This window comes from Isoptericola sp. NPDC057559 (assembly GCF_042801555.1).
Taxonomy (GTDB): Bacteria; Actinomycetota; Actinomycetes; order Actinomycetales; family Cellulomonadaceae; genus Isoptericola.
In genome coordinates this window covers 398,940-421,915 of the sequence record NZ_JBHVFQ010000001.1, presented here as the reverse complement: position 1 = coordinate 421,915, position 22,976 = coordinate 398,940, and the positions used below count along the sequence as shown (strand labels likewise).

The following is a 22,976-nucleotide window of genomic DNA, read 5'->3' as shown; positions in this document are numbered from 1 at the left end:
GCGGGATGCCGGCCCCGAGGCGGTGCCCGACGGGCGCGCCTGCAGGGCCCTCACGGAACCTTCCCGAGCCGGGCACTCGCGTGCCGTCATCGCTTGATCCGGCGGAGGACGGGTGCCAGCGCGTCGTCGAGCTCGCGCACGCGCAGCACCTTGAGGGACAGGACGTAGCCGAGCATCATGACGATGCCGGCGACGGACGTGACGAGGACCGAGTGGCCCCACGACGTGACGACGTAACCGTCCATGAGGCGGACGGTCAGCCACCCGAGCAGTGCCGCGACGCCTGCGCCGATCGTCGCCCGGACGTACAGCCGCATCACCCTGCGACCGTCGATGCCGTGCAGCTTGTGCCGCATGCCGCGCACGCGCAGCAGGAGGGAGATCCACGTGGACACCGCGTACGCGCCGCCTCCGGCGACGGCCCACCAGGTGACGGGGAGGAAGCTGATGGCGGCCCAGAGGACGGCGACCATCGACACCGTCGCGATCACCTGGATGACGAAGATCGACCGGCCGTCCTCGAACGCGAAGTACATGCGGCGGACCATGACCGTGGCGCCGAGGGCGACGAGACCGAGGGACATCGCCTGGATGATCGGCGCGATGCCCGCAACTTCCTCCGGGCTGAGCGACGGCAGGAGCGCGTCGGTGAGCGGGACGGCGAGCACGGCCAGGGCGGCGGTGGAGAAGACTGAGAAGACACCGGCCGAACGCATCCCGAGGGACATGTCCGCGCGCACGGCGTCGAGGTTGCCCGCGTGCACGGCCGCCGTCATCCGCGGGAAGAGGACGGTGATGATGGAGACGACGACGAGGGAGTGGGGCAGAAGGTAGATCGTCATGGCCTGCGTGTAGGCAGCGTTACCAGCGGCGAGGTCCCCGGCGGCCTCCGCGGTGCGTGCCGCGTCGCCGAGCACGTTGGTGAGATAGAGGATTCCGAGCTGCTCGAGCACGACCGACCCGATGGTCCAGCCGACGACCGTGCCGGCCGAGCGGAGACCGATCCCGTGCAGACCCAACCGGAAGCGCCACTGGAAACCCGTGCGCCGGAGCGCGACGACGAGCACGACCGCCTGGGCGGCGATGCCGAGGGTGGCGGTGCCGGCGAGCAGCGATGTCTGTGCCGTGGTCCAGGTCGAGAGATCGGAGATACCGCCGCCGGGCGCGGTTCCCCAGACGAGCAGGAACGCGCCGAAGCCGACGAGGGAGACGATGTTGTTGGCGACGGGGGCCAGGCCGTACGCCCCGAACCGGCCTTGGGCGTTCAGCACCTGACCGAGCAGCATGTACAGGCCGTAGAAGAAGACCTGCGGGATGCACCAGTAGGCGAAGACCGTCGCGAGGTGACGTGCCTCCGGGGTCCACTGCGGGCTCGTCGTGTAGAACCACACGATCAGCGGTGCGGCGACGACCAGCACGGCAGTCAGCAGGAGCAGCCCTAGCCCGGTGATGCTGAGGAGCTTGTCCAGCCTCTCGCGGGAGTTTCGGGCGTTCATCGCGCGCAGGATCTGCGGGATGAGGACCGCCTGCAGCACGCCCGCGGAGATGAGCGCGAACAGCATGTTCGGCAGCTTGTTCGCGATGTCGAACGCGTCGGCCACCGTGCCCAGCGCGCCGACGCACGCCACGAGCAACATGGACCGGATCAGGCCCGACGCGCGGGACGCGACAGTCCCGAGCGTCATGACGATGGAGCCGCGGCCCAGGCTGGTGCGGCGCACGGCGTCGGCCGGGCTGCCGGCGGCCGAGCCGCTGCCGGCCTCGACGTCGGCCGAGGCCGCTGCTTCCGCCGCGCCGGCGTCGGGCTCGGCCGCGCCGGTGGCCTGGTCCTCGCCGTCCAGGGGGGCGTCGGGAGCGGCGTCGGGAGCGGCGTTCTCGGACGGCCTGCTCCCGGAAGCCTCCTGCCAGGGTCGCGTCGGCCGCGACGAGGTGTGCCGGGGCGCGGGCGGGTTGGCCGGCGGAAAGCTCGGCGGCAGGGCCGGGTCGACGGGGGACCCGTCGCGGGGACGCTCGGGCCGGCCGTCGTCGGGGAAGGCGGTCGGGTCGGTCATGAGGGGTCTTTCTCCGTGTCGTGCTCCGTGGTCCGGGTAGCGGCGGGGGTAGCGGCGGCGGTGCCGTCCTGAGGTCCGGCGTCGGGACCCTGCGGGTCGACGGCGTCGGCGACGCCCTCGTCGGTGGTGCGGGCGGAGGATCGGCCGCGACGCACGGTACGCCAGATGCCGCCGATGAAGAGGAGGGCGATGGCGGCGGCGACGACCGCGGTGCCGGCGGTCTCCCAGCCGGCGCGGACGCGGACGGAGAAGCTGGTGGGGCCCGCGACGACGGCTCCGCTGGGTGCGAGGACCTCGACCTGCAGGTCGACGTCGCCGGAGCCGATGGCGCGCACGGGCACGTGCACGTTCATGGAGGTGCCGGCGGGCACGACGACGGTGGGCCGCGACTCGACGACGAGCCGGGACACGTTGGGCCGCAGCACGACGGTGACGGTCGCGTCGACGGGGAGCTCGTTCGTCACCTTGACGGGCAGCTTGCCGGTGTCGCTGACGAGGGTGACGTCGGACCGGTCGGCGACGCCGATGCCCTGCTGGAGGTCGTCGGCGCGCTCGACGGCGAGGTCGACGGCCTGGTCGCGGGCGACGAGGTCCTTCCGCGCGGCGACGGCCAGCGGGGCGACGAGCGCCTGGTCGACGTCGCCGCTGAGCTCGACGGGGTCGTCGGCGACGGTCGCGAACGCGCTGACCGACCGGTGCGTGCCGAGCAGGCGGTCGACGGACAGGGGCGCGAGCTCGGCGTCGGCGACGTCGTTCCGCGGGAGGCCGTGCCGTGCCACGCGGGACGCCGGCGCGGCGACCGTGTCGGACAGCGGGACGACGTCGGCCCAGGTGGCCCCCTGGAGGGCCGCGAGCACCTGCCCGACGAGGGCGGCGTCGGGCGACCAGTCGCGGGGGAGGGCCGCGAGGACGTGCAGGTCCCCGGTGCCGGCCTCCTGCGCCTGGAGGGCGAGCAGGGCGGTGTCGGCGAGCAGGCGCTGCGCGCCCTCGGCGGCGGTGGGGGCGCCGGCGTCGTCGGTGAGCGACGCGAGAGCGGCGGACAGCCCGGCGTCGGCGACGAGGGCCGACACCTTGCCGGAGGGCGTGTCGACGGCGGTGCGGGCGGAGGCGGGCACGTCGGAGGTGGGCGCGAGCCCCGAGGCCACGACGACCTGGTCGACGGGCGCGTCGCGGCCGGTGGCGAGCGTGGCGGCGTCGGGGCGCCCGTGGGGCCACGCGAGGGACAACGACCAGCCCTGCGGCCGCTGCCAGGAGCTGCCGAGCGCGGCCTCGCCCCCTGTGGCCGCGGCGACGTCGGCGCGGGTCGGTCGGGTGTGCGCGACGGCGGCCAGGTCGGGGTCGTAGCCGGGCAGGACGGCGACGTCGGCCGCGTCGCCCGCCGCGCCGGTGCTCGCGGCCGCGTTGGTGGCGTCCGTGGCGCCGCCGCCGTCGTCGCCGTCGTCGTCGGCCGCCGGCGGGGTACGGCCGGTGAGGCGGGTGGCCCAGGCCTGCACGTCGGCGTCGTCGGAGGACTCCGCGGCGGCCACGAGCGCCGGGTCGACGGCGAGGGACATCCCGGGCGAGGAGCCGCTGACCGTGGCCGCGTCGAGGAGCCGCTCGAGCCGCCCGCCGGACGTGGTGAGCTCGGCGAGCTGCGCGTCGTACCCGTCCGCGTCGAGCGGGTCGACGGCGGGCCCGGTGACCGGCGCGGCGACGCTCACCGCGACCGGGGAGGGCGCGCCGCCCTCGGGGGCGTAGAGCAGGAAGGTGTGGACGACGTCGAGGGGTCTGCCGCCCTGCACCAGGGCGACGGACATCTCGCGGGGGCCCCAGGGGCTCTCGGCCTCGAAGCCGAGGGCGTCGACGTCGAGCTCGAGGCTCACCTGCGCGGACTCGCCGGGCGCGAGGCGGTCGACGGGCTCCGACGGCAGCTGCCGCACGGCCGTGCGCGTGCCGCCGTCGTCGGCCCAGGCGGCGAGCTCGGCCCGCGACGTGAGCGGCCGCCACGAGACACCCAGGTCGACGACGGCGCCGTCGAGGGGCCGGTCCGTGCCGTTGGTGACGCGGACGGACAGCTCGACGGTGTCGCCGGGCCGGGCGAGCGTGGGGGTGGACGTCTGCAGCTCCACGGTGGCCGCGCCGGGCTGCGGGGCGGCGGCCGCGGTGCGCGCCGTGAGCACGGCCGGCGCCACGGTCGTGAGCACGGCGAGCAGCAGGAGGAGCACGACGAGGACCCGGGCCGGGCGGGCGGGCGGGGGCACGGGTGCGACGACGGCACCCGGACGACGGGAGGTGGTCACGCGGCAGGCCTCACTCGACGGGTCCCGGGTCGGTGCGCCCGAGGACGTCGGGCGTGCGGCGGAGCGCCTGCTGCGCGGCGACGGCGAGCCGCTGCTCGTTCGGGTACGACAGCCGGTCGGGGAGCTGGTCGACCGGGATCCACAGCGCGTCCTCCGCCTCGCCGTCGGGATCCCCCTCGGCGGTGATCGTGCCGCCCTCCGCGCGCAGGAGGAAGTGGTGCACCACCTTGTGGACGCGGTGGTCCTCGCCGCTGAACCAGTAGTCGATGACGCCGAGCCGGGTCCGGACGGTGCCGAGGATGCCCGTCTCCTCGCGGATCTCGCGGACCGCGGCCTCCTCCGGCGTCTCCTCGCCCTCGAGGTGCCCCTTGGGGAGGCACCACTCGAGGCGGCCGCCGCGGTTGCGTCGCACGATGACGGCGGCCTGCGGGCCGCCCGGCGCCGGCCGGACGACGAGCCCGCCGGCGGACGTCTCCTCGTGCACGGGGAGGTGCGTGGTGGTGCCCGAGGGCGCGACACCGACGACGGCGGGCGTCGTCGTGCCGCGCGGCCCGGCGAGCCGGGCAGGGTCGACCTTGAGGGGGTGCCCTCCCGGCGGCACGGGGACACCTGCGGCCGGGCGCCCGCGCCGGGGGGCGGGGACCGGGGCCGGGGTTGACATGCGCCCCACCCTACCGAGTTGCGGCCGTCCGCCGGCTCAGCCTCCGGGGCGCCGACGCCCAGGATCTGGGAGGATGGGACGCCGTGTCGACCCCTGAGCCTCCGGCCCCCGCCTCGCTGCTGCGCCGCGCCCTCGCCGTGCTGACCGAGATGGCCCCCGCCGCCGTCGAGCTGGGCGAGGTGTTCCGCGCCGCGGGGCACGAGCTCGCCCTCGTCGGAGGCCCCGTCCGCGACGCCTTCCTCGGCCGCGCGAGCGCCGACCTCGACTTCGCGACGTCGGCGAGCCCCGACGAGACGCAGGTGCTGCTGGCGCGCTGGGGCGACGCCCACTGGGACATCGGCAAGGAGTTCGGCACCATCGGCGCGCGCCGGTTCGCGCGCGGTGGCACGGGCGGGTCGGACGACGTCGTCGTCGAGGTCACGACCTACCGCAGCGACGAGTACGACCCCGCCTCCCGCAAGCCCGTGGTGGCGTTCGGCGACACCCTCGAGGGCGACCTCTCCCGGCGCGACCTGACCGTCAACGCGATGGCGGTGCGGCTGCCGGAGCTCACGTTCGTCGACCCGTTCGACGGTCTGGCCGACCTGGCCCGCGGGCTGCTGCGGACGCCGATCGCGCCCGAGCGGTCGTTCGACGACGACCCGCTGCGCATGATGCGCGCCGCGCGGTTCGCCGCCCAGCTCGGCTTCGACGTCGAGCCGGCGACCCGGCAGGCGATCGTCGACATGGCGGGCCGCATCGACATCGTCTCGGCCGAGCGGGTCCAGGCCGAGATCACCAAGCTGCTGCTGAGCGACAGGCCGCGGGCCGGGCTCGAGGTGCTGGTCGACACGGGCCTCGCCGACCACGTGCTGCCCGAGCTGCCCGCGCTGCGCCTCGAGATCGACGAGCACCACCGGCACAAGGACGTCTACCAGCACTCCCTCACCGTGCTGGAGCAGGCGATCGCGCAGGAGACCGGCCCGGACGGCCCGGTGCCCGCGCCCGACCTCGTCCTGCGCCTCGCCTCCCTGCTGCACGACGTCGGCAAGCCGGCCACGCGCCGCTTCGAGCCCGGCGGCGGCGTGAGCTTCCACCACCACGAGGTGGTGGGCGCCAAGCTGGTGGCCAAGCGGCTCCGCGCGCTGAAGTACGAGAAGCAGGTGGTCAAGGACGTGGCGCGGCTCGTCGAGCTGCACCTGCGGTTCCACGGCTACGGCGAGGGGCAGTGGACCGACTCCGCCGTGCGCCGGTACGTCACCGACGCCGGGCCGCTGCTGGAGCGCCTGCACCGGCTGACGCGCGCCGACTCCACGACCCGCAACAGGCGCAAGGCCCAGCGGCTCGCCGACACGTACACCAGCCTCGAGCAGCGCATCGAGGCGCTGCGGGAGCAGGAGGAGATCGACTCGATCCGACCGGACCTCGACGGCTCGCAGATCATGGCGGTCCTGGGCGTCGCGCCCGGCCCCGTCGTCGGGCAGGCGTACAAGCACCTGCTGGCGCTGCGGATGGAGCACGGCCCCCTCGGCGAGGAGCGCGCCGTCCAGGAGCTGCGCACCTGGTGGGACGGCCGCGACGCCTGAGCCGGCACCCCTTCCCCTCGTGCGGTCGGTCGGGTCTATCCTCGGGCTCGCGCACGGGCCCGACGGCGAGCCCTGTCGCGCGACGAGCGGAGGCGGGACATGAGCGGGCTGTCGGGCGCGGTCGCCACGACGGAGGACCACCGGGACCGGCGGGCGCGGCTGGTGGTCGCCGCGTTCTACCTGGTGCAGGGCATGTGCTTCGCGGGGCTGCTCGCGCAGGTCCCGACGCTGCAGCACGACCTCGGCATCTCCGACGGCACGCTGACGCTGATCCTCCTGCTGGTGCCCGTCGTGGCCGGCGTGGGCAGCGTGCTCGCGGGGGCGCTGGCGCCGCGCGTCGGCAGCGCGCGCCTGCTGCGGGTGTGCGGGCCGCTGGTGGCGCTCGCGGTGCTCGGGGCGGGTCTGGCGCCCACGGTCGGCGCCCTGTACCCGACGGTCGCTGCCGTCGGCCTGCTGCTGGGGCTCGTGGACGCCAGCATGAACATGCAGGGCGTCGAGGTGGAGCAGAGGTACGGCCGCAGCCTGCTCAACTCGTTCCACGGCGCCTGGAGCGTGGGCGGCATCCTCGGGTCGCTCGCCGCGGTGCTGGCCCACTCGGCGGGGTGGTCCCTCGCGGGCGGGCTCGGCCTCGTGGCCGCGGTGGGGGTGTCCGTCGACCTCGTCGCGACGGTCCTGTCACGGCCGGTGCGGCCGCCGGCGCCCGAGGTCGGCGCGGTGCCGGGCCTGGTCGTGCCGGACCGGCGGTCGTCGTCGGCCGCGGACCCGGGCGCGGCCCGGGCGGAGGCCCGCGCCGAGCCGAAGGGTGGGACGCCGAAGCCCGCCGCCCCGCCGTGGGGCCCCCTCGTGCTGGTGGGGCTGGCCGTCACCATCGTCTACGTCGCCGACTCCGCGACGTCGAACTGGTCCACCAAGTACATCCAGGACGCGCTCGGGGCCGCGGCCAACGTGGCCCCGCTCGGCCTCGCCGCATACCTGTGCTGCCAGCTCGTGGGTCGCCTCGCCGCGGACCGGCAGGTCAACCGGTTCGGCCCGGTGGTGCCCGTGGCCGTCGGCGGGCTGATCGGCGCCGCCGGGCTCACCGCGGTGACGCTCGCCCCGAGCGCGTGGGTCGCGGTCGTGGGCTTCGCGCTCACCGGCCTCGGGCTGAGCGTCGTGGTGCCGCTGTCGTTCTCCGTCGCCGGGCGCCTGGACCCCGAGGGCACCGGCATCGCCGTCGCACGGGTCAACCTCTTCAACTACGTCGGCTTCGTCGTCGGGGCCGGCCTCATCGGTGGTGTGGCGGAGCTGCTGAGCCTGCGGCTCGCGTTCGCCGTGCCAGCGCTCCTGGCGCTGGGCGTCGTCGTGCTGGCGCCCGCGTTCCGCGTCGCGGCCCGCGACACGGCGCACGCCCCCACGTCCACCGCCTGACGGGACGACGACGGGCGGCCACCGTCGTACGACGGTGGCCGCCCGTGACCGGGGCCGGCCCGTGACGTGGCCGGCGGCCGGCTCAGTGCGCCGCGGGCGCCCCGTCGGCGCCGTCCGGGACCCGGCGCAGCAGGAACGACAGGCCCACCGCGACGAGCATGATCGCCGTGCCCCAGACGAACGCGTCGCCGACGCCCTCGGAGAGCGCGACCTGGGCCGACGCGCCGTCGGCGGCGAGCGCGACGGAGCGCGTGGTCATGACGGCCACGAACATCGCCGTGCCGGCGGCGCCGGCGAGCTGCTGCACGGTGCCGATCGCGGCGGAACCGTGCGAGTACAGCGGCGGGGTCAGCGACGACAGGGCCGACGTGAACAGCGGCGTGAACATGAACGCCAGGCCGAGGCTCAGCGTCACGTGCAGCCCGAGCACGTACCAGGGGGACGAGTCCGCGTGCACCTGCGTGAACAGCGCCAGCGCGATCGACACGACGATCAGCCCGGGCGTGACGAGCGGGCGCGGGCCGACCTTGTCGTAGAGCCGGCCGACCGTCGGGCCGAGGAGGCCCATGAGGAGGCCGCCGGGCAGCACGACGAGCCCGGTCTCCAGCGGCTCGAGGCCCATGCCCTGCTGCAGGAACAGCGGCAGCAGGATCAGGGAGCCGAACATGGCGATCATGCCGACGGCCATGATGCCGAGGCCGAGGCTGAAGCCCCGGAACCGGAAGACGCTCAGGTCCAGGAGGGCGCGGTCGTCGCGGGCGAGCACCAGCTGCCGCCAGATGAACAGGCCGAGCACGAGGAGGCCGACGGCGACCGGGATCCACGGCGCGACCGGCGGCGCGTGGCGCGCGGCCTCGCCGATGCTCGACAGGCCGTAGACGAGCCCGCCGAACGCCACGGCCGCGAGGAACAGCGACAGCGGGTCGAGGCGCGAGTGCGTACGGTCGGCCACGTCACGGATGTACAGGAAGCCCATGACCAGGGCGAGGACGGCGATCGGGAGCACGATGCCGAAGACCCAGCGCCAGCTCAGCAGGTCGAGGATGACGCCGGAGATCGCCGGCCCGAGCGCCGGCGCGGCCGCCATGACGATCGAGATGTTGCCCATCACCTTGCCGCGGATGCCCGGGGGCACCACCGTCATGATGGTGGTCATGAGCAGCGGCATCATGATGGCCGTGCCCGACGCCTGCACGATGCGGCCGCCCAGCAGCCAGCCGAAGCCGGGGGAGAGGGCGGCGAGCAGGGTGCCCGCGCTGAACAGCGACATCGCCAGCAGGTAGGCGCCGCGGGTGCCGAGACGCTGCAGCAGGAACCCGGTGGCCGGGATGATCACCGACATCGTCAGCATGAAGGCGGTGGTGAGCCACTGGCCCGTGCTGGCGGTGATGCCGAGGTCGGTCATGAGCGGCGCCAGGGCGACGCTCATCGTCGTCTCGTTGAGGATGACGACGAACGCGGAGCCCAGCAGCAGCGCGATGACGGTGAACTGCTGCCGCGTGAGGCGCTGCGGCACGGCCTCGTCGATGACGATGCCGGTCGTCATGGCCGCGTCGGTGGTGGCGGGGGTCAGGGTGGCCTCCGGGGTGCTCGCGTCGGACGGGACGGTGGTGTCTGTCGGTCGGGGGGCTGGCACGCGGTGCTCCGCTCGCGTCGGTGCCGGGTGAGCCCGGCGGAGGGCAGGTCAAGAACCACGCCCGTGGGCGCGGCACGTCGTCGTGGTCGGTCGTGGTCCGGGGGACGGTCACCCTCGGTGCGGTCGCCGGAGGGCGAGACCGTACTGTGTACGACCACGAACCATCCTGCGATATTCCCGCACCCGTGACGACCTGATTTCTCGACCGAACTCGTCGGTGCCCGGCGGACGGGTCTTTTGCGACCGCACCCTCCGCCGGCGACGGCCGGCCGCGCCCGGGTCAGGCGTGGGCGGCCGCGTCCTCGGCGCCACCGGCGCCGCCCGCGCGGCGGAGCCGCGGGGGCAGCTCGGCCGCGGTGCGCGCGCCGCGCGTGGCCATGAGGAGCGCCGCGACCACGTACGCGACGGCGAGGCCGACGAACACCCCGCGCGACCAGCCCGTGTCGGGCAGCGTGAACGCGGCCAGGGCGGCGGCGCCGACGAACGCCGCGTTGTAGAGGACGTCGTAGAAGGCGAACGCGCGGCCGCGGAACTCGTCCTCGGCGTCGCGCTGCACGATCGTGTCCACCGCGATCTTGGTGCCCTGCGCGGCCAGGCCCAGCAGGGTGGCGCCGGCGTAGACGACGGCCCGTTCCGGCGTCGTGACGAGGAGCAGCTGGCTGGCCGCGGCCAGGAGCAGCATGATCGCGATCCAGCCCTGCGGACCGGTGCGGCGCGAGAGCGTGGGCGTGAGCACCATCGCGACGGCGCCGCCCGCGCCGGTGAGCCCGATGACGACGGCGAACGTGCCCATCCCGGCGCTCTGGCTGCCCGGGTCGAGCAGGTTGCGGGAGATGAGGATCGACGCGATGAAGACGACGCCGTAGAGGAAGCGGTGCACGGCCATGGCGAGGAGCGCCTGGCCGGGGGTGCGGCGTGCGACGAGGTACCGGGCGCCGTCGGCCAGGCCGCGGGCGACCTTGGCGATCTCGCTGCGCAGACCGGTCTCGGCGGGGGCCTCCGGCCCGAGCTGCGTGCGGCCCAGCCGGGTCGCGAGCAGCGACGCGACGGCGAAGACGAGGGCCGCGCACACGAGCGCGGACGAGTCCTTGACGCGCCCGGGCTCGAACATCAGGCCCAGCACGAAGCCGATGCCGCCGCCCACGAACGCCGCGCCCGCGCCGAGCGTGGGGGACAGCGAGTTGGCCGTGAGCAGCAGCGGTCCGTCGACCACGCGGGGGAGGCCCGCGGACAGGCCGGCGAGGAGGAAGCGGTTGACGGAGAGCGCGGCCAGCCCGACCGCGTAGATCCAGCCGCTGACGCCGCCGGCGAGCATGAGGCCGGCCATCGTGAGCGTGAGCGCCACGCGCACGGCGTTGCCCCACACCAGGACCTGCCGCCGCTGCCAGCGGTCCAGGAGCACGCCGGCGAACGGCCCGACGATCGTGAACGGCGCGAGCATGACGGCGAACGCCCCGGCGATGGAGGCGGCCGTGCCCTGCGACTCGGGGGAGAAGAACAGCAGCGACGCCAGGCCGACCTGGAACATCCCGTCGCCCGCCTGCGAGACGAGGCGCACGGTGAAGAGCTTGCGGAAGCCCTCCAGCCGTAGCAGCGCGCGCAGCTCGTGCCAGGTCTCGCTTATCGCTCCCACCTGCTCAGCCTAGGCGGTCGGCCCCGCGGGCCTCGCTGGGGCGGTCCCCCCGGTCCGTGCGTCGAGGCTCCCGGGAGTTGTGAAAGTGCTCTGTGGAAGAAATTCCTCGTCGATTCCCTTGTGCGCACCGACTTATGAAGATACCTTCCAGAAGTCGCGACGAGGGATGTGACCCAGGACACCCTGGCGACGCGCACCGACAGGAGGGCACATGGTCCGCAGCGGCGGGGACCGGCACGTCATGGACGTGCGACGGCGCAACACGCTCAGCTGCATCGAGGTGCTGCGGGGCAGCCCCACGAGCACGCTGACGGCCCTGGCGAAGGACACCGGCCTCTCCCGCCCCACCGTCGAGTCGATCGTCGCGGAGCTCGTGGAGCGCGGGCTGGCCCGCGAGGTGCCGGGCGGGGAGGAGGCCACGCTCGGCCGCCCCGCGCGGCACTTCGCGTTCGCCGCCGACGCGCGGTACGTCGTCGGGCTCGACCTGGGCGTCCACTCGGTGACGGGGATGGTGGCCGACCTGGCCGGTCACGTCCGCGCGGTCGTGCGGCGCACGGTGGACGGACCGGTCGACGGCGTGGCACGGCTCGAGGTCGCGCGCGACGTCCAGCGCGAGCTGCTCGACGAGGTCGACGCGCCGCGGTCGCGGCTCGCCGCCGTCGCCGCGGCGGTGCCCGGCATCGTCGACGGCGAGCGGGTGCGGCTCTCCCTGCCGATCGCCGACTGGACGGGCGTGAACCTCGCGGCGCGGCTCTCGACGGGCGGCGACCACCCGGTCGTGATCGAGAACGACATCAACATGGCGGCGCTCGCCGAGCACGCGCTGGGCGCGGCGCGGCTCGCCGACGACGTCGTGCTGGTGCAGCTCGGCTACCGCGTGGGTGCCGCCCTCGTGCTCGGGGGCCAGCTCTATCGCGGCAACCGCTTCGCCGCGGGCGAGGTCGGGGACTTCTCGTGGACGGGTTGGGACGGCTGGTACGAGGGCAGCCTGCTCCGGGAGATCGAGCAGGCGGGCGGCGCCGAGCAGGTCGCGCTCCGCGCCCAGCAGGGCGACGGCACGGCCCTCGACCTGCTCGAGCAGTACGTGCGGCGGGTGGCCCCCGGGGTCGCGACGCTCGCGATGGTCGTCGACCCGGAGTGCGTGGTGCTCGGCGGCGGGCTCTCGCGCGCCGGCGAGCTGCTGCGCGCACCCCTGCAGGCCGAGGTCGACCGCCTGGTCCACCCCCGGGCGGCCGCCCCGCTGGTGACGTCGGCGTTCGCCGCCGACGGCGCCGCGCTGGGCGCGCTGGTCCGCGCGCTCGAGGTGGGTTCCGAGGCGGTGTTCGGCAGTGCCGAGATCGCGGCGCCCTCGCTGCGGGTGGCCGACCCGGCCGCGTCCCTGGCCGACGCGCTCGCCGCCGCGGCGCGGACGCAGACCACCGCCGCGGCTCCCGTGACGGCACGCCGACCACGACCTCGCCGGTGATGGCGCGCGACGCGGTCGCGACCGGCATCGCCGCCACCGTCTCGCTGCGCGCCGGCTCGGCGCCGCAGCGTGTCCGACCCGTGGCCCCCGAGGTCGCGGCGCACTTCGACGACGTCGTCGAGCCCGAGGCGAGGACGCCCGGGTCCTGAGGTACCCACCCCACCGGAGGAGCACCCTGATGAAGCACCTCATCCGCAGCTCGGCCCTCCTGGGCGTCGCTGCCGTGGCACTGACGCTCACCGCCTGCTCGAGCGGCGGCGACGCCGCCGAGGCCGACGGCGCGGTCGCGTCGACCGACGCCCAGGCCGAGATCACCTACTCGATCTGGGACGAGAACCAGAAGCCCGCGATCGACCAGAACATCAAGGACTTCAACAAGAAGTACCCGGACATCAAGGTCACCGTCGACCTGACCCCGTACCAGCAGTACTTCACCAAGCTGCAGACGCAGGGCGAGTCGCGCACCCTCCCCGACGTGTTCTGGATGAACGGCCCGAACGTCCAGCTCTACGCGGCGAACGACCTGCTCGAGCCGCTCACCGGGCTCGTCGACTCCGGCGAGCTGGACCCGACCAAGTACCCCGACGCGCTCAACCAGCTGTACACCTTCGAGGACGCCCAGTACGGGCTCCCCAAGGACTTCGACACCGTGGCGCTCTGGTACAACAAGGCGCTCTTCGAGAAGGCCGGTGTCGACCTCCCCACCGACGACTGGACGTGGGACGACTTCAGCGCCGCGGCCGGCACGATCTCCGACGAGCTCGCCGACCAGGGCGTCTACGGCGTCGTCACCGAGCTCAACAGCGCGGGGCAGAGCAGCTACTACGACTCGATCCTGCAGGCCGGCGGCCAGGTCATCTCGGACGACGGCACGACGTCCGGGTACGACGACCCGGCGTCGATCGAGGGGCTGCAGCTCTGGGCGGACCTCGTCGGGGACGGGTCCGCGCCGACCCTCGAGCAGATGTCCGACACCAAGCCGAACGTCTGGTTCAGCTCCGGCAAGGCCGCCATGTTCTGGTCCGGCAACTGGTCGGTCGCGGAGATGAAGGACTCGCCGAACAAGGACGACTTCGGCACGGTGCGGCTGCCGGAGGGCCCCGAGCGACGCGCCACCGTCATCCACGGCCTCGCGAACGTCGTCGCCGCGGACAGCGAGAACAAGGAGGCCGCCAACGCGTTCCTCGCCTACCTCGGCTCCGAGGAGGCGCAGCGCACGCAGGCGGAGATGGGCGCCGCGAATCCCGCCTACACGGGCACGCAGCAGGCGTTCGTCGACTCCGTGCCGAGCTTCGGGATCGACGTCTTCCTGCAGTCCGCGGACGAGATGTCCTTCCCGTACCCGATCTCCAAGAACACGGCGGCGTGGAACGCGCTCGAGAACGAGCTCCTCCCGCAGGCGTTCTCGGGCGACCGGCCCGTCGAGGAGGTCGCCAAGGAGCTCGCCGACGCCATGAACGAGGAGCTGGCGAAGGAATGACCTCCGTCGACCGCAGCCCCCGGGCGGGCGTCGCCGCGCCCGCCCGGGGCTCCACCCCTCCGGCCTCGGCCGGGGCCCGCGCACCACGCGGGCCCCGGCAGGGGTACGACGGCTGGTGGCCCGTCCTCTTCGTGCTGCCGACGATGTTCGGCGTCGTCCTGTTCTACCTGTGGCCGATCATCCAGACCGGCTACTTCAGCCTCACCGAGTGGGGCGCCTTCGGGGGCCAGACGTGGGTGGGCGTGGAGAACTACCAACGCCTCGCCCGCGACCCCGACCTCGGGACGGCCGTCGTCAACACCCTCGTCTACACCGCGATCGTGCTGCTCGGCATCCCGATCGCGATGTTCGTCGCGAGCCTGCTCAACCGGCCCGGGATGCGGTTCACCGCGTTCTACCGGGTGCTGTACTTCATGCCGTACGTCGCGATGCCGACGGCGGTCGCGATGGTGTGGCGGCTCATCTTCAACGGCGACTTCGGCGTCCTCAACTGGGCGCTCGGGCTGGTGGGCGTGGACGGTCCCGCGTGGACCTCCACGCCGGGGTTCGCGCTGGTCGCCGTGTCCGTCGTCGGCCTGTGGACGTCGCTCGGCTTCGCCATCATCATCCTGTCCGCCGGCCTGAAGAACATCCCGCCGGAGCTCTACGAGGCGGCCTCGCTCGACGGCGCGTCGGCCTGGCGGCAGTTCCGCTCCGTCACCGCGCCGCTGCTCACCCCGAGCGTCTTCTTCGTCACCGTCATCACGGTCATCAACGGCTTCCAGCTGTTCGACCTGCTGTACGCCCTCATGGGGCAGGGCAACCCCGCGATGCGGCAGACGCAGTCCCTCGTCTACCTCTTCTACAACGAGGCGTTCCTGCGCAACGACAAGGGCTTCGCCGCGGCCATCGCCATGGTGATCCTGCTGATCGTCGGCGCCGTCACCCTGCTCCAGTTCCGCATGCAGAGGAGGTGGGTCACCTATGCCTGACGCGACCCTCACGACCACCGGCCCGCTGCTCGCGGGACGGTCGGGGACGCCCCGCCGCCGCACGTCGCGCCACGGGTCGAACACGTGGGCGCACGTGCTGCTCGCCGTCGGCGGCGTGGTCATGGTGTTCCCGTTCGTGTGGCAGCTGCTCACGTCGCTGTCCACCAACGCGCAGGTGATGAGCGTGCCCCCGGTGTTCTGGCCGGGGGAGCTCCAGTGGGGCAACTACGCCGAGGTGTTCTCCAAGCTCCCGTTCCTCCAGGAGTTCTGGGTCTCGGTCTCCATCACCGTGGTGCGGACCGCGGGCCAGCTCGTGCTGTGCTCGATGGCCGGCTACGCGTTCGCCCGCATGCGGTTCCCGCTGCGCGGCGTGCTGCTCGCGCTGGTCCTGTCGATCCTCATGGTGCCGTCGCAGGTGTACCTCATCCCGCAGTACCAGATCATCAACGGGCTCGGCTGGCTGAACACCGTGGCCGGCATCGCCGCGCCCGGCATCTTCAGCGCGTTCGGCACCTTCCTGATGATGCAGTTCTTCAAGGGCGTGCCCGACTCGCTCGAGGAGGCGGCCCGGCTCGACGGGGCCAACCCGTTCCAGGTCTTCTGGCGGGTGATGCTGCCGCTCGCCGGGCCCAGCCTCGGCGCGCTGACGATCATCACGGTGCTGTGGTCCTGGAACGACCTCCTGTGGCCGCTCGTCGTGTCGACCCGGGCCGAGAGCATGCCGCTGGCGGCCGGGATCGCGACGTTCGCGGGTCGCACCACCACCGACTACACGGTGATGATGGCGGCCAGCGTGCTCGCGATGGCGCCCATCCTCCTGCTCTTCGTCGTCATGCAGCGCCGTGTGATCGACGGCCTCGCCCATTCCGGACTCAAGTAGGGAGCACCATGCCTTCCCCCACCCTCACGGTCGGCCTCGTCGGAGCGGGCGGCATCGCGCGGGCGCACGCCCCCGCGTGGCGCGCGCTCGGCGCCGACCTCGTCGTCCACTCCGTCGCCGGCGCGTCCGAGCTCGCCGCCGCGCACGGCGGCCGCGCGGCCGCCACCCTGGACGAGCTGCTCGACACCGTCGACGTCGTCGACGTCGTGACCCCCACGCCGACGCACCTCGACGTGGCCGCCGCGGCGCTCGCGGCCGGCCGGCACGTGCTCTGCGAGAAGCCCCTCGCGCGCACCTCGGCCGACGCCGTGGCCATGCTCGACGCGGCCCGCGCCGCCGACCGCCAGCTCTACCCGGGGCACGTGGTGCGGTTCTTCCCCGAGTACGCGCTCATGCGGGGCGCCGTGCAGGACGGGGAGATCGGCCGCCCGGCCGTGCTGCGCTTCGCCCGCGGCGGGATGTTCCCCGTCTGGTCGCCGTGGTTCGCCGACGACGCGGCGTCGGGCGGCGTCGTCCTCGACCTCATGATCCACGACATCGACGTGGCCCGATGGGTCGCGGGCGAGGTCACGAGCGTCTTCGCCACCCGCCGGTCCCTCGAGGAGGACGGGCGGCCGCACACGCTGGCGCACGTGGTGCTCACCCACGCCGGCGGGGCGATCACCCACGTCCGCGGGCTGTGGGGCGCGCCGCACACCACCTTCCGGACGTCGTTCCACGTGGCGGGAGACGCCGGCGTGCTGCGCTTCGACTCGGCGGAGGCCAGGGGCGTCCGGTCCGACCTGCCGCCCGTGCCCACGGGCGGGCAGGACCGGCCCGCCCCGGCCGCGGGGGAGAGCCCCTACCTCACCGAGATCCGGGAGTTCGCCCGGGCCTTCGCGGCGTCACCGACGGCGCTGGCCCCCGACGACCCCCGCACGCCCCGCGTCAGCGCGGTCGACGGCGTGGTCGCCGTCGAGCTCGCCGAGGCGGCCCTCGCCTCCATCGACTCCGGGGCGCCCGTCCCCGTGGACACCGCCGCCCGCGCGCGCGAGCTCGGCAGCACGCCGGTGCCCACCCCCACCCTCGCCACCACCGGGAGCCGAGCATGACCGACACCACCACGCCGGGAGGGGGCGCCCGCACGCTGCGGGTCGCCGTCCTGTCGTTCGCCCACGTCCACGCCGCGTCGTACATCGCGCTCCTGCGCGACCGGCCCGGGGTGGAACTGCTCACCGCCGACCCGGACGCGGCCTCGGCGCCGGCCGACGAGCTGCGCGGGCGGGAGTTCGCCGCGCAGCACGGCGCGCCCTACGTCGACACCTACGCCGAGGCGCTCGCCTGGGGCCCGGACGCGGTGATCGTGTGCGCGGAGAACGCGCGGCACCGGGACGTCGTCCTGGCCGCCGCGGGGGCCGGGGCGCACGTGCTCTGCGAGAAGCCCCTGGCCACGCGGGTCGAGGACGCCGAGGCGATGGTCGCGGCCTGCGACGCCGCCGGTGTGCACCTGATGACCGCCTACCCCGTGCGCTTCAGCCCCGAGTTCGCGACCCTGCGCGGCCTCGTGGAGGACGGCGCCCTCGGCACCGTCCTGGGCGGCACGGGCACGAACAACGGGAAGGTCCCGGCGGGGCGCGCGTGGTTCACCGACCCGGAGCTCGCCGGGGGCGGCGCGCTCGCCGACCACGTCGTGCACGTGGCCGACCTGCTCGACGCCCTGCTCGGCCAGGAGGTCGTGGCCGTCCGGGCCGTCACCAACCGCGTGCTGCACGGCGACGACCCGCGGGTGCGCGCCGAGACGGGCGGACTGGTGAGCCTCACGTACGCGGGCGGCGCCGAGGTGACGGTGGACTGCTCCTGGTCGGTCCCCGACGGCGCGGCCACCTGGGGCGGGCTCACGCTGCAGGTCGTGGGGACGAGCGGCACCGTCGAGATCGACCCGTTCGGGGCGCACGTCGGCGGGCTCGTGGCCGGCGGCGGCCGGCAGGCGTGGCTCGGGTTCGGCGAGAACCTCGACGCGCTGATGCTCGAGCACTTCCTCGGGTGCGTGCGGTCGGGTGCCGCTCCCGGCCCCGACGGCCGGACGGGGCTGCGCACGCTGCGCGCCGTCGTCGCGGCGCAACGGTCCGTCGCCGAGGGCGGCAGCGTGGTGCGCCTCGACGCCTGAGCGTCGTGGGCACGACCGAGGCCGGGCACCGTGTCCCGGTGCCCGGCCTCGGTCGTGCGCGGTCGTGCGCGGTCGTGCGCGGTCGTGCGCGGTCGTCAGGCCGTCGTCAGACGGTCGTCGGACGCGGGAGGAGTGCGCTCAGCGCTCCACGTCGCCGCGGATGAAGGCCTCGAGCTGGGCGCGGCCGGCCGTGTCCTCCATCTGCACGGGCGGGGACTTCATGAAGTAGGTCGACGCCGACAGGATCGGGCCACCCACGCCGCGGTCGAGGGCGATCTTCGCGGCGCGGACGGCGTCGATGATGATGCCGGCCGAGTTGGGCGAGTCCCACACCTCGAGCTTGTACTCCAGGTTCAGGGGCACCTCGCCGAACGCGCGGCCCTCGAGGCGGACGTACGCCCACTTGCGGTCGTCGAGCCACGCGACGTAGTCCGACGGGCCGATGTGGACGTTGCGGTCCTCCTTCTTGCCGCCGAGCGCGCCGGTGAGGTTCGAGGTCACCGCCTGCGTCTTGGAGACCTTCTTCGACTCGAGGCGGTCGCGCTGCAGCATGTTCTTGAAGTCCATGTTGCCGCCGACGTTCAGCTGGTACGTGCGGTCCAGCACGACGCCGCGGTCCTCGAAGAGCTTGGCGAGCACGCGGTGCGTGATCGTGGCGCCGACCTGCGACTTGATGTCGTCGCCGACGATCGGCACGCCGGCGTCCTCGAACTTCTTGGCCCACTCGGGGTCGGAGGCGATGAACACGGGCAGGGCGTTGACGAAGGCGACCTTCGCGTCGATCGCGGCCTGCGCGTAGAACTTGTCCGCCGCCTCGGAGCCGACGGGCAGGTAGGAGACGAGGACGTCGACCTTCGCGTCCTTGAGCGCCTGCACGACGTCGACGGGCTCGGCGTCCGACTCGTCGATCGTCGCGGAGTAGTAGTCGCCGAGGCCGTCGAGCGTGTGACCACGCTGGACGACGACGCCCGTCGGCGGCACGTCGGCGAACTTGATGGTGTTGTTCTCCGAGGCGTGGATCGCCTCGGCGAGGTCGAAGCCGACCTTCTTCGCGTCGACGTCGAACGCCGCCACGAACTCCAGGTCCCGCACGTGGTAGTCACCGAGCTGCACGTGCATGAGGCCGGGGACGGTGTCGGTCGGGTCGGCGTCACGGTAGTAGTGCACGCCCTGGATCAGGGACGATGCGCAGTTTCCGACACCGACGATGGCAACGCGGACGGAGGTCATCCTCGCTCCTTGTTTCTCTGGGCCGGGGCATCCTGCACCCCGGCGCTGTGGTCGCGGTCGCGGCCGAGAGCACGGTCGCGTTCCGTGGTGATGAGTCCGTCGAGCCAGCGCACCTCGCGCTCGACCTGTTCGAGCCCGTGGCGCTGCAGCTCGAGGGTGTACTCGTCGAGCCGCTCGCGGGTGCGTGCGGCGGACTCCCGGACCGCCTCCAGCCGCTCGGTGAGCCGGGTGCGCCGGCCCTCGAGGATGCGGATGCGGGTCTCGGCGTCCGTCTGCGCGAAGAACGCGAAGCGGACGTCGAAGTTCTCGTCCTCCCAGGCGGCCGGACCGGACGACGCGAGGACGGTCTGGAGGTGCTCCTTGCCGTCCGCGGTCAGCCGGTACACGATCTTGCCGCGCCGGCCCGTCAGGGGTGCCTTGCCCGAGGTCTTGGCACCGGCCTGGCGGGTCCCCGGCGTCCGGACCGCGGCCGCGGGGGCCTCGCGCTCGGTGGTCTCGATGAGGCCGCGGGCGACGAGAGACTTCAGCGCCGGGTAGAGGGTGCCGTAGGAGAACGCGCGGAACGAGCCGAGCAGCAGGTTGAGCCGCTTGCGCAGCTCGTACCCGTGCAGCGGGGCGGAGTTGAGCAGGCCGAGGATGGCCGTCTCGAGCACCACAGACCTGCTGCGCACGAGGGTTCCCCTCCCTGTCCGATGTCCCGTCCCTGCCGACCCGTCGTCACGACGTATCGAGTCGATACATCGTGAGAATAGGACGCGTCGACACGGTCGTGCAACGGGAGAGGTCCGGACAGCACGCCCGCCCAGATGTGAAGGTTCCGCGAAGCGCGGGCCAAAGGCATGGGGACGCTCGGCGCAAACCGTCGCCCGGAGCGCACGGGGCTCCCGTCGGCCGTTCGCCATCGCCTAGTGTTCCCTGTGGTCCGCAGGCCGGCCGAGCGCGGTACGAGAGCGCCGCCGGTCCCGCACGACGAAAGGCTTGACGTGGCGAGGAGACGTCGCTTCTGGAACTACCCGCGCCCGAACAAGGGCCCGGTGCGGCGTTGGCTGCCCTCGTGGCGGATCGTCGTGGGCACCGCCCTGACCGGCACGGCGCTCGGCGCCGGCCTGTTCGTGGCCGCGTGGAGCACGACGACGATCCCCGACAACCTCGAGCAGGTGAACGACCAGGCGACGACCGTCTACTGGGCGAACGGCAAGGTCATGGGCACGTTCGGCGCGCAGAAGCGCGAGCTGGTCAAGCTCGCGGACCTGCCGCCGTACGTCGGCAACGCCGTCGTCGCGTCGGAGGACAAGACCTTCTGGACGAACAGCGGCGTCGACATCAAGGGCATCGCCCGCGCCGCCTACAGCAACGTCACGAGCGGGGGCACACAGGGTGCGTCCACGCTCACGCAGCAGTACGTCGAGCGGTACTACATGGACACCACGAAGTCCTACGCCGGCAAGGCCCGCGAGGCGATCATCGCGCTCAAGGTCGGACAGACGCAGTCCAAGGAAGAGGTGCTCGAGAACTACCTCAACACCATCTACTGGGGCCGCAACACCTACGGGATCCAGGCGGCGTCGCAGGAGTACTTCAAGAAGGACGCGAAGGACCTCACGCCCTCCGAGGCGGCCCTGCTGGCCGGCATCATCCCGTCGCCGAACAACTGGGACCCGTCGGTCAACGAGAAGCAGGCGAAGGTCCGCTTCGACCGCGGCATCCGGCGGATGTACGAGCAGGGGTACATCACCAAGGAGGAGCACTCGAAGGCGGAGTTCCCCAAGTTCCAGAAGAAGAAGGAAGCCACCAACACCTGGGGCGGGCAGAAGGGCTACCTGCTCGCCGCGGTGCGCAAGGAGCTGATCCGCACCGACGCCAACCCGGACGGCCCCTTCACGGAGCAGGACCTCGACACCCGCGGCCTCAAGATCACGACGACGATCGACCAGAAGCTGCAGAACGCGGCCGTGGACGTCGCCAAGTCGCTGCCCGACGACGCGAGCAAGAACGTGCGGATGTCGCTCGTCTCGATGGACCCGCAGACCGGGGCCGTCAAGGCGATCTACGGCGGGCCGGACTACGTCAAGCAGTCGCTGAACACCGCCACCCAGGACATCATGCAGGCCGGCTCCACGTTCAAGCCGTTCACCCTCATCGGTGCCCTCGAGAAGGGCGTCACCCTCGAGGACAGGTTCGACGGCAACTCCCCGGGCCACCCGACCTACCCCGACACGGGGCAACCGGTGGTCGACGAGAGCACGGGCAAGCGGTGGGAGCCCGAGAACTTCGGCTACTACGACTACGGGTCGTCGATCAGCCTCGCGGACGCGACGGCCAACTCCGTGAACTCGGCGTTCGCGCAGCTCAACCTGGACATCGGCCCGAAGAAGACCGCGGAGGTCGCGCACAAGGCGGGCATCCGCGAGTCGACCGACATCCAGGCCGTGCCCTCCAACGTGCTCGGCACGGCGTCGGTCTACCCGATCGACATGGCCCGCGCCTACTCGACCATCGCGGCCGGTGGCTACCGCACGACGCCCCACTTCGTGGAGAAGGTGCAGACCCTGGACGGCACCGACGTCTACGCCGGGCCGGTCGAGCAGGAGAAGGAGTTCGACGCGGACGACATGACGGCCGCGACGTACGCCATGACGCAGGTCGTCGAGAAGGGCTCCGGCAAGACGGCGCTGGAGCTCGGCCGGCCGGTGGCCGGGAAGACGGGCACGTCGCAGAAGAACCGGTCGGCGTGGTTCGCCGGCTTCGTGCCGCAGCTGACCACCGTCGTCGGGCTGCGCCAGTACAAGGACGTCGACCTCGAGAAGGGCATCCTGGCCGGCGAGGCGACGATCGACCCGTTCGGCGAGTGGAAGCAACAGGGGCTCGGCATCACCGGTGGTTCGTGGCCGGTGCGCGCGTGGACCGACTTCATGCAGGTCGCGACCGAGGGCATGGACGAGGAGACCTTCCCGGAGTACGTGCCGGCGCAGCCCACGTTCACGCCGACGCCGACGCCCACGGAGACCGAGGAGGAGAAGGTCACCGTCCCGGACCTCACCGGCCAGGACGTGGCCAAGGTGACCAGCGAGCTGGAGAAGCTGGGTCTCGTCGTCCGGACCCAGGCGCAGAACAGCGACCAGCGCAAGGGCGTCGTGCTGCAGATCATGGGGGCGGGCACGGACGTGCCGAAGAACTCCACCGTCACGATCGTCGTCTCGACGGGACAGCCCGACCAGCCCGAGCAGGTCGTGGTGCCGAACGTCGTCGGCCAGCCCCGGACGTCCGCCGAGCAGATGCTGCGCGGGGACAGTCTGGAGCCGAAGGTGCGCGAGGAGTTCAGCGACGAGCCGGTCGGGGTGGTCATCGCCATGAACCCCGGCTCCGGCAACAGCGTCGACCCCGGGACGCCGGTGACGATCACCGTGTCGAAGGGGCCGAAGGACGACGGCAACGGCAACGGCAACGGGAACGGCAACGGGAACTCGCCCAGCCCCGACCCGACGCCCACCGACGACGGGGGCGGCATCCTCGACGGCGTCGGGCAGGACGACTGACCGATTTCCGGGAGACCCGCACGGGCGGGTATCCTG

General features: G+C 73.2%; 17 protein-coding genes. 10 read left to right on the top strand and 7 right to left on the bottom strand.

All coding sequences use genetic code 11. The features are described 5' to 3' along the window. Nucleotides 1-86: 86 nt before the first annotated feature. The 3 genes from murJ to ACFU5J_RS01880 are packed head-to-tail and all read right to left on the bottom strand — an operon-like array spanning nt 87 to nt 4,991. Nucleotides 87-2,051: a murein biosynthesis integral membrane protein MurJ gene (murJ, locus tag ACFU5J_RS01890; protein ID WP_430577627.1), complete on the bottom strand. Its 1,965-nt coding sequence runs from the start codon at nt 2,049-2,051 to the stop codon at nt 87-89. Continuing rightward, nucleotides 2,048-4,330, bottom strand: a complete 2,283-nt coding sequence (locus ACFU5J_RS01885) for a DUF6049 family protein (protein ID WP_430577626.1) — start codon at nt 4,328-4,330, stop codon at nt 2,048-2,050. The genes murJ and ACFU5J_RS01885 overlap by 4 nt, the downstream gene beginning before the upstream one ends. 10 nt (nt 4,331-4,340) lie before the next feature. Next, nucleotides 4,341-4,991 (bottom strand): NUDIX hydrolase, encoded by a 651-nt coding sequence (locus tag ACFU5J_RS01880; protein WP_430577625.1) that lies wholly within the window; start codon nt 4,989-4,991, stop codon nt 4,341-4,343. Nucleotides 4,992-5,074: 83 nt separating this feature from the next. On the opposite strand from ACFU5J_RS01880, the gene ACFU5J_RS01875 reads away from it, so the two are divergent. Both ACFU5J_RS01875 and ACFU5J_RS01870 read left to right on the top strand, forming a co-directional pair. Beyond that, entirely contained in the window at nt 5,075-6,556 is a 1,482-nt protein-coding gene (locus tag ACFU5J_RS01875) for a CCA tRNA nucleotidyltransferase (RefSeq protein ID WP_430573599.1), read from the top strand. 99 nt (nt 6,557-6,655) lie between these two features. Next, nucleotides 6,656-7,963: an MFS transporter gene (locus tag ACFU5J_RS01870; protein ID WP_430573598.1), complete on the top strand. Its 1,308-nt coding sequence runs from the start codon at nt 6,656-6,658 to the stop codon at nt 7,961-7,963. Between the two features lie 82 nt (nt 7,964-8,045). Here ACFU5J_RS01870 and ACFU5J_RS01865 read toward each other — a convergent pair whose 3' ends face one another. Next, nucleotides 8,046-9,509 carry an MDR family MFS transporter gene (locus ACFU5J_RS01865; protein WP_430575323.1) on the bottom strand — a complete coding sequence of 488 codons (1,464 nt, stop codon included), beginning with the start codon at nt 9,507-9,509 and terminating at the stop codon, nt 8,046-8,048. Between the two features lie 370 nt (nt 9,510-9,879). Beyond that, a complete protein-coding gene (locus ACFU5J_RS01860; protein ID WP_430577624.1) occupies nt 9,880-11,232 on the bottom strand; it encodes an MFS transporter in 1,353 nt (450 codons plus the stop codon). Between the two features lie 211 nt (nt 11,233-11,443). Between ACFU5J_RS01860 and ACFU5J_RS01855 the strand changes: the two genes are divergently transcribed. From ACFU5J_RS01855 to ACFU5J_RS01825, 7 genes are read left to right on the top strand one after another with little or no spacing between them, the layout of a single operon-like run. Continuing rightward, nucleotides 11,444-12,697, top strand: a complete 1,254-nt coding sequence (locus tag ACFU5J_RS01855; protein ID WP_430577623.1) for an ROK family protein — start codon at nt 11,444-11,446, stop codon at nt 12,695-12,697. Beyond that, nucleotides 12,697-12,846, top strand: coding sequence for a hypothetical protein (locus tag ACFU5J_RS01850; RefSeq protein WP_430573595.1), 150 nt, complete (start codon nt 12,697-12,699; stop codon nt 12,844-12,846). Before ACFU5J_RS01855 ends, ACFU5J_RS01850 begins: the two co-directional genes overlap by 1 nt. 29 nt (nt 12,847-12,875) lie before the next feature. Further along, on the top strand, nt 12,876-14,177 hold the full coding sequence (locus tag ACFU5J_RS01845; RefSeq protein ID WP_430577622.1) for an ABC transporter substrate-binding protein: 1,302 nt from the start codon (nt 12,876-12,878) through the stop codon (nt 14,175-14,177). Then, a complete protein-coding gene (locus ACFU5J_RS01840) occupies nt 14,174-15,148 on the top strand; it encodes a carbohydrate ABC transporter permease (protein WP_430573593.1) in 975 nt (324 codons plus the stop codon). The genes ACFU5J_RS01845 and ACFU5J_RS01840 overlap by 4 nt, the downstream gene beginning before the upstream one ends. Beyond that, on the top strand, nt 15,141-16,028 hold the full coding sequence (locus tag ACFU5J_RS01835) for a carbohydrate ABC transporter permease (protein WP_430577621.1): 888 nt from the start codon (nt 15,141-15,143) through the stop codon (nt 16,026-16,028). Before ACFU5J_RS01840 ends, ACFU5J_RS01835 begins: the two co-directional genes overlap by 8 nt. 8 nt (nt 16,029-16,036) lie before the next feature. Beyond that, nucleotides 16,037-17,119: a Gfo/Idh/MocA family protein gene (locus ACFU5J_RS01830; RefSeq protein ID WP_430577620.1), complete on the top strand. Its 1,083-nt coding sequence runs from the start codon at nt 16,037-16,039 to the stop codon at nt 17,117-17,119. After that, nucleotides 17,116-18,174 carry a Gfo/Idh/MocA family protein gene (locus ACFU5J_RS01825; protein WP_430577619.1) on the top strand — a complete coding sequence of 353 codons (1,059 nt, stop codon included), beginning with the start codon at nt 17,116-17,118 and terminating at the stop codon, nt 18,172-18,174. The genes ACFU5J_RS01830 and ACFU5J_RS01825 overlap by 4 nt, the downstream gene beginning before the upstream one ends. A gap of 138 nt (nt 18,175-18,312) precedes the next feature. Here ACFU5J_RS01825 and ACFU5J_RS01820 read toward each other — a convergent pair whose 3' ends face one another. Continuing rightward, nucleotides 18,313-19,404, bottom strand: a complete 1,092-nt coding sequence (locus tag ACFU5J_RS01820; protein ID WP_430573589.1) for an inositol-3-phosphate synthase — start codon at nt 19,402-19,404, stop codon at nt 18,313-18,315. Next, nucleotides 19,401-20,075: a PadR family transcriptional regulator gene (locus ACFU5J_RS01815; protein WP_430573588.1), complete on the bottom strand. Its 675-nt coding sequence runs from the start codon at nt 20,073-20,075 to the stop codon at nt 19,401-19,403. Before ACFU5J_RS01815 ends, ACFU5J_RS01820 begins: the two co-directional genes overlap by 4 nt. Nucleotides 20,076-20,387: 312 nt before the next feature. Between ACFU5J_RS01815 and ACFU5J_RS01810 the strand changes: the two genes are divergently transcribed. Next, the gene (locus tag ACFU5J_RS01810; protein WP_430577618.1) at nt 20,388-22,940 is read left to right on the top strand and encodes a transglycosylase domain-containing protein; all 2,553 of its coding nucleotides are present in this window, start codon (nt 20,388-20,390) and stop codon (nt 22,938-22,940) included. Nucleotides 22,941-22,976: the final 36 nt, after the last annotated feature.